Annotated in this window: 10 protein-coding genes; 4 read left to right on the forward strand and 6 right to left on the reverse strand. The window is 62.9% G+C overall.

All coding sequences use genetic code 11. The features are described from left to right. From KA184_19440 to KA184_19450, 3 genes are all read left to right on the forward strand, one after another. Positions 1 to 826: 4Fe-4S dicluster domain-containing protein (locus KA184_19440; GenBank protein MBP8131758.1), on the forward strand; the 826-nt coding region annotated here is incomplete at its 5' end. Continuing rightward, positions 823 to 2088: a Ni/Fe-hydrogenase cytochrome b subunit gene (gene hybB, locus KA184_19445; protein MBP8131759.1), complete on the forward strand. Its 1266-nt coding sequence runs from the start codon at positions 823 to 825 to the stop codon at positions 2086 to 2088. The genes KA184_19440 and hybB, both read left to right, overlap by 4 nt. Then, positions 2073 to 3395, forward strand: a complete 1323-nt coding sequence (locus tag KA184_19450; GenBank protein MBP8131760.1) for a hypothetical protein — start codon at positions 2073 to 2075, stop codon at positions 3393 to 3395. The genes hybB and KA184_19450 overlap by 16 nt, the downstream gene beginning before the upstream one ends. Positions 3396 to 3418: 23 nt before the next feature. Here KA184_19450 and KA184_19455 read toward each other — a convergent pair whose 3' ends face one another. From KA184_19455 to KA184_19480, 6 genes are all read right to left on the reverse strand, one after another. Then, positions 3419 to 4324: a metal ABC transporter permease gene (locus KA184_19455; protein MBP8131761.1), complete on the reverse strand. Its 906-nt coding sequence runs from the start codon at positions 4322 to 4324 to the stop codon at positions 3419 to 3421. A 141-nt stretch (positions 4325 to 4465) separates the two neighbouring features. After that, the gene (locus tag KA184_19460; GenBank protein ID MBP8131762.1) at positions 4466 to 5839 is read right to left on the reverse strand and encodes a metal ABC transporter permease; all 1374 of its coding nucleotides are present in this window, start codon (positions 5837 to 5839) and stop codon (positions 4466 to 4468) included. Then, on the reverse strand, positions 5790 to 6584 hold the full coding sequence (locus KA184_19465) for an ABC transporter ATP-binding protein (protein MBP8131763.1): 795 nt from the start codon (positions 6582 to 6584) through the stop codon (positions 5790 to 5792). Before KA184_19465 ends, KA184_19460 begins: the two co-directional genes overlap by 50 nt. Position 6585: 1 nt before the next feature. After that, entirely contained in the window at positions 6586 to 7512 is a 927-nt protein-coding gene (locus KA184_19470; GenBank protein MBP8131764.1) for a zinc ABC transporter substrate-binding protein, read from the reverse strand. A 990-nt stretch (positions 7513 to 8502) separates the two neighbouring features. Continuing rightward, the gene (locus KA184_19475) at positions 8503 to 9780 is read right to left on the reverse strand and encodes a FecR domain-containing protein (protein MBP8131765.1); all 1278 of its coding nucleotides are present in this window, start codon (positions 9778 to 9780) and stop codon (positions 8503 to 8505) included. Next, positions 9759 to 10352, reverse strand: coding sequence for a sigma-70 family RNA polymerase sigma factor (locus KA184_19480; GenBank protein MBP8131766.1), 594 nt, complete (start codon positions 10350 to 10352; stop codon positions 9759 to 9761). Before KA184_19480 ends, KA184_19475 begins: the two co-directional genes overlap by 22 nt. A gap of 497 nt (positions 10353 to 10849) precedes the next feature. On the opposite strand from KA184_19480, the gene KA184_19485 reads away from it, so the two are divergent. Further along, positions 10850 to 11106: GntR family transcriptional regulator (locus KA184_19485; protein MBP8131767.1), on the forward strand; the 257-nt coding region annotated here is incomplete at its 3' end.

Consider the following 11106-nt stretch of genomic DNA (forward strand, 5'->3'; position numbering starts at 1 on the left):
GGAATCGGCGCCGCCGGAAGACGCGTACGGTGTCCTGGTGGATACCACGGAGTGCGTGGGTTGCCGGAAATGCGAGTGGGCGTGCAACAAAGAGCACCATCTGACGCAAGCGCCGCTCGAGGCCTATGAAGATACGGCGGTGTTCGAGCAGGGCCGGCGCATGGACGACAAAGCGTACACCGTGGTCAACCGGTTTGAGAACGAACGCAATCCGGAAGAGCCCGTGTACGTCAAGTATCAGTGCATGCATTGCGTGCAACCCGCGTGCGTGTCGGCGTGCCTTGTCGGCGCGTTGCAGAAGGATCCGCACGGCGCAGTCACCTATGATGCGTGGAAATGCATCGGTTGCCGGTATTGCATGGTGGCGTGCCCGTTCGAGGTGCCGGCTTACGAATACGGGAACGCGCTGACGCCGGCGGTGCGCAAGTGTTCGTTCTGCTTCGAGCGCACGGCGCGCGAAGGCGAGACGCCTGCGTGCGTGGCGATGTGCCCGCCGATGGCGCTTACGTATGGCAAGCGCACGGAGCTGATAGCGTTTGCGCACGAAAAAATCGCCATGTACCCGGACCGTTATGTGGACCATGTTTATGGAGAACATGAAGCGGGGGGGACTTCGTGGCTGTATCTGGCGAGCGCGCCGCTCGAAGAACTCGGGCTGCCCGCGCTTGGGGATGCGCCTGTGCAGCACCTGGCTGAGACCATCCAGCACAGCGTGTTCAAGTTCGGGCTGCCGCCTCTGATGTTGTTTGGGATGCTCGGCGTGTTCATGAAGACCTTGAAGGACGGTTCGGAGGACAAGGCGGAAGCAGGGACGCCGGAATCATGAAGACCAACACTGCCTTTGCGCCGCTGAATCAAGGTATGTCGCGCGTGACGACGCGCGTGCTGATTGTCCTGTCGGTGCTGGGCCTTGGAGCCGTGCTGTACCGGTTCCTCTTTGGCCTTGGCGCCGCGACGAACCTGTCGAACCAGTATCCCTGGGGCATTTGGAAAGCCATCAGCGTAGCCGCGGCGGTGGCTCTGGCCACGGGCGGTTTCACCACGGCGGCGCTTGTCCATGTATTTCACCGGCGGGCCTATGATTCCATCTCCCGGGTGGCGCTGCTGATTGGCGTGCTCGGGTACACCTTCGGCTGCGTGAGCCTCGCCGTGGATATCGGCCGCTACTACAATATCTGGCATCCCGCCTGGCCGACGATGTGGCAGGGCAACTCGGTGTTGTTCGAAGTGGCCATGTGCATCATGTCTTACCTTATGATCTTGTACATCGAATTCACGCCGATCGTCTGCGAGCGGTTTCGCGGCCGTGTCGCGTTGCCCGGGGCATTGGCGCGCTGGAACGGCGCGGTGGACGCGTTGTTGGGCCTGGCGGACCGGCTGACGGGCAAAGTGCTTTCGTTCTTCGTCGTGTTTGGGGTGGTGCTGTCCTGCATGCACCATTCCTCGCTGGGCGCGTTGATGCTGGTTGCGCCGAACAAGATGCACCCCCTCTGGTACACGCCCGCGCTGCCGTTGCTCTTTCTGTTGTCGGTGTTTTCCGCGGGGTTCGCCTTTGTGATTCTTGCCTCGATTCTGCTGTCGCGTGGCGCCGGGCGGCGCCCGGACATGGCGATGCTCGGCTCGCTGAGCCGATACGTATTGGTGTTCCTGGCCGTCTATCTGGCAGCCAAGCTCAGCGACCTGATTATCCGTGAGGCGCACACGGCCCTGTTCGCGGGTGAGGTCGAGACCGTGTGGTTCCTGGCCGAGTTTGTGCTGGGTGGCCTGGCGCCGTTATGCATGCTGGCGTCCGTCCGGGTACGGCGGTCGCCCGGGTTGCTGGCGTGGGCCTGCGGACTCACGGGATTCGGCCTGTTCATGAACCGCGTGAATGTGTTCCTGGTGGCGTATCACTCCGCCTACACGACGACCCGATACTTCCCGAGTCTGGCCGAAATACTGACCGTCGCGGGATTAACGGCGATATTCGTTATTCTGTTTCGTTTTGCTGTCGTGATTCTGCCCATCCTCCCGAAATCCGCCCCGGAGGCCGGGCCTGAATTGGTGGTCGAGGCGTCTGGCGAGGTTGACGAATGCGTACGCGCGTAGTCCTGATCGTTGCTGCTGTATGGGGGTACGGGGCCGCGTTGCATGCCCAGCATCCGGACATGCACATGCCCGCAAACATGAACTGCCTGCAATGCCATGCGGTCGAACAGCCCGACGAAGGCAACGCGCCGCTGCGGTCCTGTCCGCGGCCGGAGTTGACCGGGGAACAGGCGGCCAAGGCCGAGGCCGAGGCGCCGGACGTGGCCATTCTGGATACGCTCTCCGATGTGTACGTTCCCGTGGCGTTTCCGCACAAGCTGCACGCGCTGATGGCGGATATGGGCACGCAAGGCTGTGCCACGTGCCATCACCACACAAAGGATGGCCGGATCACGGGGTGCGACGCGTGCCATGGCGGACCCAACCCCGTAAATCTGCGTCAGCCGAGCCTGAAAGGGGCTTACCATCGCCAATGTCTGTCATGTCATCGTGAATGGAGTCACGAGAACGGGTGCATCAACTGCCATGCTAAGCGTGTACCGGACGCGGAGGGACAGGCGAATCAGCCTAGCGTGGACGACGTGGTGGGCGCCGACCACCCCCATATCAAAGCGCCCGAGGAAACGGTCTTCACGGTGGAGGAATACGTGGAGGGTCCGATTGTGACGTTCAATCACGCGGACCATGTGGAGCCTTTTGGCCTGCGTTGCGTGGACTGCCACCAGAAAGAGAGTTGCAGCAATTGCCATGACACGGCGCGGCCGGAGCACGCCCACAAGCCATTGGCGGGGGACCCGCACGACGAACTGTGCGGTCGCTGTCACGCGCCGGAAGTGAAGGACAACTGCGGTTACTGCCACACGACGGAAACCGGCCGCCGTTTCAACCATGCGCAGCAGGCGGGTTTTCTGCTAAAGAGTTACCATGCCCGGCTGGATTGCCGGTCCTGTCACAAGCAGGATGCGCTCCGGTTCACGGACCTTCCGTCCGGTTGCGGCGATTGCCACGGCGCGGACTGGCCGTCCGAGGATTTCGAACACGCGCGTGTCGGCGTTGCCCTGGACGCGACGCACGCGGAAGCCAGTTGCACGGATTGTCACGTGGAGGGGTTCGCGAAGCAGGTCCGATGCGGCGGATGCCATGAACTGGAGTGGCAACCCGGGGAGTTCGATCACCAGCGCACGGGTGAGCCGCTCGATGCCCTGCATCTCGATATCGAGTGCGCGGAATGCCATGTGGAAGGGCTTGGCAAGCCCGCGCAATGCGGCGCCTGCCACGATGACGCGCGCCGTTCGTTCCGCGAGTTCATGACCGTAGCCGGCCATAGTGAGTCTGCCGCGGCGGGAGAACGCGAGTATGCGAAGTGACCCGTAGAGGCTGCCTGCGTGTTCTATCCTGCTTGTTCAGGGGTCCCCGAGGGGGAACTGACCGCGTGATTGCGAAACAGGCGCTTCCATGCGCCGTGTTTGGGCGAGAACAGCGCCGCGGCCAAGAACAGAGCGCCCGCAACGGTGGTCATGGCCCCCGCTATGGACGCGTCGAGCCAAGAGGCCAGTCCATAGCCGAGCACGGCGGCGGCGGTTCCTGCCCCGGCGGACACTGCCAGCATGAGGCCGAGACGGTCTACCAGTACATACGCGGTATTGGCGGGGACAACGAGCATCGCGACCACCAGGATCGCGCCCACGCTCTCAAAGCACGCGACGGTGGTCAGGGAGGTGAAGGCCATGAGCAAGTAGTGCCAGAGGCCGACGCGAAACCCGAGCGAGGCCGCCAGCGCGGGGTCGAAAGAACAGATCTTGAGCTTAGAATAGCCCATAACTATGAACGCAAGATTCGCTGCCAGCGTGGCGCCAATCGTCCACGCCGCTCTGGGGCCAAGGTCCACGCCGTTCCACTCGAACCGGTTGAACGGGGTGAACAGAATCTCGCCGTAGAGGATGCACTCGACGTCCAGGTCGACCGCGTCCGCGTAGCGGGTCACGAGAATGACGCCGAGCGCAAACAACCACGTGAAGGTTACGCCCATGGCCGCGTCGGACTGGATGCGGCCGTGGCGGGTCAGCATTTCCGCCAGGAACGCCGTGATCAGGCCCATCGTTCCGGCCGCGAGAAGCATCCAGCCGATATTGCGCGAGCCGGTGACCAGAAACGCCGCGACAATGCCCGGCAATATGCCGTGGCTGATTGCGTCGCCCAGCATGGCCTGGCGGCGCAACACCAGAAAACAGCCCACCAGGCCGCAGGAACTGGCGGCCACGGCGCCGGTGAACATAATCCAGAAAGCATCTTGCATGACGTTGGGTACTCCGTTTCGCAAACACGGTCACGTGCGGGGCGCGCAGGCGCTTGCCCGCCTTAGCTCTTGCGAAGGCGGATGCTTGCGCGCCCGGAATGAAACGCGGCAATTTGTCAGCGAATCCATGAAACAGCCCGCCTAGCGTTCTCTGGTGACCGGTTCCGCGCCTCGCGCCGGTATAAGGCGACCATGCGGGTCGCTTTGAGGGTGTTCCAGCAGTTCCGCAAGACGTTCCTCAAGTTCCGGCGTGAGCACGTGCTCGATTTCCTCCGCGTCATCGTGGACGTGGTCTGCGGCAATCTCCAATTTGCGCGTCAAGTATAGTTCCCACAACCGGTGCACACGCGTGACCCGCGCTCCTCGCGCGACGCCGGCGTCCGTCAGCGCGAAAAGGCCTGGCTGCGTTTCGCCAACCAGCCCCGCCCGCTCGAGCAGGGCGAGCGTGCGCCGCAATTGCCGCATGCTCATGCCCCGCCGCTGGAGCAACTCCGGCAGGGACCAGGGGATGTTCCAGTCCTTTGCCGGTTCGCCGAGTTGATAGAGGGTGCGCAACAGGTTTTCGACGGCGGTCTTCCGCCGGAACCGGCGCAACCGCCACAACCGCAAGACGAGTCCGCGGCGCGGCGCGCCAGCGAACGAAACGAGAAACAGCGTTGTGGCGCAAATGACCATCCATGGGCCGGTGGGCATCTTCGCGCCCAGGCAGCTGGCATACACGCCGAGTGCGCCGCTGCCGGCGCCAAAGAGGGCCGCCAGCAGAAGCAGTACGCCGAGTCGGTCTGTCCAGTACCGGGCCGCGGCGGCGGGCGTGACGAGCATCGCCGCCATAAGCACCACGCCGACCGCCTGCAGACCGATGCCGACCGCCAGGACAATCAGGGTGGCCAGCGTCATCTCGAGCATCCGCACGGGCAGCCCCGAGGCTCGGGCGAAGTCCGGGTCGAAGGAAATGACCTTGAATTCCTTGTAGAGCAGGACCACGGCCGCGCACAGGAGCGCGGCGGCGGCGCCCAGTGCTTGCACATCGCGCGCGACCAGCCCCGCGGCCTGTCCGAACAGGAAACGGTCCAATCCGGACTGCGCCGCGTTTCCGGAATGCTGGATGTACGTGAGCAGGAGTATGCCGGCGCCGAAGAACACGGAGAGGACCATGCCGAGCGCGCTGTCTTCCTTGCAGCGGGTATGACGGACGATCCAATCGACGGAGACGGCGCCGAGCCAGCAAGAGGACATAGCGCCGGCGAGCATGACCAAGGGGTCTTTTGTCCCCGTGAGCAGGAAGGCGGCGCATATGCCGGGCAGCGCCGCGTGCGCCAGGGCGTCGCCGAGCAGCGAGCGCTTGCGCAGGAAGCTGAAACAGCCTACCATGCCGGCGCCTGCGCCGAGCAGCATGCAGCCGCCGAACACGTAGACGACGTTCCTGCTCGAGAACGGCAAGATGACGAGCCAGGAGGAAGCGGGTTCAGCCGTCAGCACTGCGGGAATTCCATTCGGCGCGCCGGAGCCGTTCATGCACGTCTGTCAGAAGACTCAACCGGCCACCGTACGCGTCCTGGAGGTTTTCCGCGGTGAACATATCCGCCACGGGGCCAAAGGCGACACAACGGAGGTTGAGCAGGAGCACCCAATCGAAGTATTCCGGCACGGTCTGGAGGTCGTGATGCACGACAGCGACCGTGTTGCCCTGTTCGCGCAGCCCGCGCAGGAGCGTTACAATCACCTTCTCCGTGGCAGCGTCTACGCCCGCGAAGGGCTCGTCCATGAGATAGAGGCGGGTTTGTTGCGCGAGTGCACGGGCGAGAAAGACGCGTTGCTGCTGGCCACCGGATAATTGGCTGATCTGGCGCCGGGCGAATTCCGCCATGCCCACTTTTTCGAGGCATTGCATCGCGACCTCCCGGTCGCGGCGCCGCGGCCGTCCAAACAGCGGCAACTGACCGTATCTGCCCATCAGCACCACGTCCAGCGCGTCCGTGGGAAAATCCCAGTCGACGGATTCGCGCTGAGGCACATACGCGACCGCAGCACGGGAACGGCCGCCCGGCTGCCCGAAAATGCGGACGCAACCCGACGCAAGCGGAACCAGTCCCATGACCGCCTTGAGCAGGGTGCTTTTCCCGGCGCCATTCGGGCCCACAATCGCGATGAGTTTGCCGTCGGGAAACGTCACGTCGATGTCCCACAGCACCGGACGATGATGATAGGTGACGGTAAGGTCGTGTATTTCCACCGGAGGTGCGGGCAGGGCGGAATCCATATTACTTGAGCGCCTCCACAATCGTGTCCACGTTGTGGCGCACCATGCCGATGTAGGTGCCATCGGGCGTCGACGCCGCGCCCATCGCATCCGAATACAACTGGCCGCCGAGGCGAACCTCATGGCCATTGGCGCGGGCGCCCTCGATCAGCGCGTTGATTGAGCGCGGCGATACCGAGGATTCCACGAACACCGCCTTGATGCGCCGCTTTACGATGACGCCGACCAGCCGGGTGATGTCCTGCAGGCCGTATTCCGCCGCGGTGCTGATGCCTTGGACGCCGAGGATTTCCATGCCATAGGCGCGCCCGAAGTAGCCGAACGCGTCGTGAGCCGTGATGAGTACGCGCTGGTCCGGGGGGATCTCGGCGATCCGCTGGAGGCAGAACGCCCGCAGCGCGTCCAGTTCCTGTGCGTACGCGGCGGCACGCTCCAGGTACGTGTCGCGATGGACGGGGTCCGCCTCGATGAGGGCGTCGCGGATGCGCAAGGTCACGATGTGCCAGAGCGAGACATCGAACCACACGTGCGGGTCGTACTGGCCCGCAACGCCCTGCAGCTCGCGCAATTGCCGCAGCGGAATCGTCTCCGTAACAGCCACGACGCGGGTGCGCTTGGCCATCTCCGCGAATGTGTCTCCCATGCGCCCCTCGAGGTGCAGGCCGTTGTACAGGATGAGGTCCGACCCGGCGAGCCGGCGCAGGTCGCCTTGCGTCGCCTTGTAGAGATGTGGGTCTACACCCGGACCCATGAGTTCCCGGACGTCCGCGAGTTCGCCCGCAATATGGCGCGCTGCATCGGCTATCATGCCGGTCGTGGCCGTGACGCAGAGACGCCCCGAGGGCTTCGGGCCGGCCAAGTTGCCGCAGGATGTCAGCAGTACGCAGGCCGCGGCAGCCTCCAGAAGCGGAATCCGGCCCGGATTCATAGAATTGGGTTCTCCACGCCGGCTGCGGTGGCTGTGGCCCGGTAAACCATAGCCCCCCCAGCGGTTTGCGAAAATCACGTAATGGTCAAATCTTCAAACAGGGCATTGGCCTTGCAGTATTCCACGACGTTTGGATTCGGCCCGCGAGGAGACCTGAGTTCACTGATAATTTCAATAATTCTTATGCCAATTACGTGTTTTTCTGGCATGGATGGTAGAATCAAGGCAGATGCGGCGCACGTGGCAGGCCCGCTGAGGAGTCAAGAGTCCGTGGACACGCAAGGCGGAGGCAACGGCTCGAGAGGTGAGGTGGTCTTCTTTCAGAACGAGGTTTTGTTCTCTCGGGCAGAGAGCAGAAACCGAACCGGGCTTGCCCACCCCCCGCGGATGCGGCCGCGCCTTGGGCGCGGTCGTCGCGGGCAAGTCATGTGGGCAATGATGGCGCCAGGCGCGGCGCGCTGGGCTGGGCAAGCCCCGTTCTCTTCGCGGTCCCTTCGTGGCGTGGCGCCGCCGCCAGGTAAAAAGAGGAATGAGTCCCAGGAGAGGGCCTGCGCGGCAGATAGGCTGCAGGTACTTTGGGGGAGCAGTGACGTGAGGCAGATTGCTCGTGGCACCGTACGCAGGCGCCTCTCCCGTTGCTTGGGTATGAGGCCGAGTGGAGACGGGTGAATGGCACCGGCTGGCTGCAGGTACTCTTGGGGAAGGAGTGACGTGAGGCAGAATTCGAGCCGTGTACGCCGCTCACCCGTCTCCCGTTGCTTGGGTATGAGGCCGGAACCCCGTTTCCGGGGGAATAATCAGAAATAAAGGAGACGGACCCGCTTTGCTTACTGGCTGCAGGTACTCTTGGGGAAGGAGTGACGTGAGGCAGAATTCTAACCGTGCGCTCCGCAAGCCCGTCTCCCTGTAGAAGGGCCGTTTCAGCAAACCCGTAACGCGCAGGCAACGCGGTTGTTACGCGCGCGATGCGGATTTTATTTCCCAACGTTTTCATGGGTAAATGCCCCATGCCGATACCTTGGTGAAGGTCGTCTCGGTATCCCCCGCGACGCCGTCCGGAACGACTTTGATGTGCAGGACGCGCACGTCTCGAATGGGTTCGCCCGGCACGACCACATCGAATGAGTTGGAATCCGCGAATTGGAAAACTTCCGCGCGGATATGGTCACTGAACAACTGATTCATGTGATCATCGTATACGTAAACGTAATAGCCGCCCTGGATGGCGACACCGTCCTCCGGCTTCCACTCGAAGGTGAGGGACTGAACGGCGCGCCCGTTCGTCTGGACCACGAATACCTGTTCCGCGGTCATGTTGGCCATGTAGTTGGGCCTGACCGTTTCGGCAAACGCGCGCTGGGCGCCCGAATCCGGCGAGATCGCGTCGGCCCAGGCAAGTTCGGCCTCCGCGTCTACGGAGACCGGTTCCAGCGGCCGCTTGCCGATGCGCAGTGTAACCTGCTCGCCCGCGTTGAGTTCGCGGAACGCGACGTCGTTTTCGACCTGTACACGCCCTTCACTGACAGTGACGACGGTCATGTTTTCCTCGACGCGCACGTCGAATGTGGTGCCAAAAACGACTACGTTGCCGGGAGGCGTATTGACGCGAAACAGGCGCACGTCTTTGCCGACGTGCAGCCAGGCGCGGCCGCGCTCGACGCTGATCTGCCGCTCGTCATGGATCTTGATGCGCGTGTCCGCCGCCACCTTGATTTCGGTGGGGCCGGCGAGCGACAGCATCATGGCCGCCGCGTTGCCGGTTTCGAAGCGTTCCCCGGCATTGATATAGCTGCTCAGGTTGACGCTGAGCCGGTCCGTGCCTTCTTCGTTGCTGCGCATGACTTGGCCCTGGCGGAACGTGACCACGCCGATGCTGGGCTCGGGCAGGTCTCCGTTTCGCGGCCACGAATAGAAGATCGCGAGCGCGAGCACAATAATCAGGACTGGGGCCAGAGCCGGTACAAGACGCAGGAGCCAGGTTATGCCGCCGCTTGCATGCTTGACGCGCCAGTTCACCTCCTGGACATTCGTCGACGACCGGTCCATTTCGGGCAAATGCGCCATAATGCCGGGGGTGAGGTCGTTATGGAGACGATGCTCTTCGTACACCTCGAAAAGGAGCGCCGTACTCCGCTTGTGCCGTTTGAGCGCACGGCTGCAGACGCGGCATTCCGACACGTGCTCTTCGAAAATGAGCCGTTCCGAGTCGGTCACTTCGCCGTCGATATAGCCCTGTATCAGGCTTTCTATTTGTCTACATGACGCCACTGCACGTTCCCCTCGCCTTGGTCGAGATCCGCCAGCAAATCACGCAACTGGCGGCCGGCCCGATGAAGGATGCCGCGAATTTCATCCCGCGATTCGCCCGTAAACCGGCTGATCTCCTCGTAACTCAATTCCTGCAGGTACCGAAGCACCACCGGCAACCGGTAGCGTTCCGGAAGCGAATCGATCGCCTGCTGGACCCGCTCGAATCGCTCCCGGCTTTGGGCCTGTCTGTGCGGTCCCTGTCGTGCATCTTCAATTGACACTGTGCGCCGATGCGGCAACGGCGTTTCTGTTGCCAGACGCCTGCCTTGCCGGCGCAGCCAGTTGGCTGCTGTACGGCAGGTTATCTCGCGCAGCCACGCCCCGAACTTCTCCGCATCCTTCAGGCGCGGCAAGCTTCGATACGCGGCCCAGAACGATTCCTGGGCCACATCCTCCGCCGCGCCATACCGGCCGGCATAATAAAAGGCCGTGGCATACACCGCTGCCTGGTAACGCTGGACCAACTCCCTGAACGCGTCCGCGTCACCCTGAAGACAACGATAAACGAGTTCACCGTCCTTCAGTTGCATCGGCGCTCCTTCCCCGGCCCCGGGTTTCGTCCCGAAGGCGTCATAACATCAACCTCGCCGTATGCATTATTAAAGTGGCTCCTGGCGTCCCAGTTGCCACAATTCGTTCCATATTGGAACTACCCGGGCCCGGCACACTTCGTGTCACCGGCAATATCCCCCGACAGGACCCGATTGTTCCGTCTGCGAGACGATGCACGACGGAGAATCAGACACGACGGACGGACGCCCGGTGGTGTCACAATGACGCCGCTGAAAAAGCAGGCACAGGGGAGTGACGGCACTGTGTCAGAAGGCAAGCTGCCGCAAGAGACATTGAAGGCGAGCAGGATGCCCGGCGTTTCGCCCGGATGCAATCACTCGGCAGCATGTTTTCGTGTTTCCAAACCTTGGCGGAGTTCCTGCCCAGGCCACCTGCCCTAACAACACCTCTTGACAGATTTCTGACGCTCGGCTAGAATGACTCTATTCAGGCACGGTTTTATAGGCGGTTAGGCATGGGCATGAAAGTCGCACTGGACGTCGTCGATCGGCGTCGAAGGGAGCCGCTTTACCTGCAACTGGCCAAGGCCATCACCGGCGCGATCCGCGAAGGGCATTACGGGCCGGGCGAGCGCATCCCCTCTGAACGCGAGTTCATGCGCGAGGGCAGGCTGAGCTACCCGACGGTCGCGCAGGCCTTTCGCGAAGTGGTCAAAGCCGGCTGGGTACGCCGCAAAGTCGGCAGCGGCACCTTTGTTGCCGACCCCTTGCC

Source organism: Candidatus Hydrogenedentota bacterium (assembly GCA_018005585.1).
Lineage (GTDB): Bacteria > Hydrogenedentota > Hydrogenedentia > Hydrogenedentales > JAGMZX01 > JAGMZX01.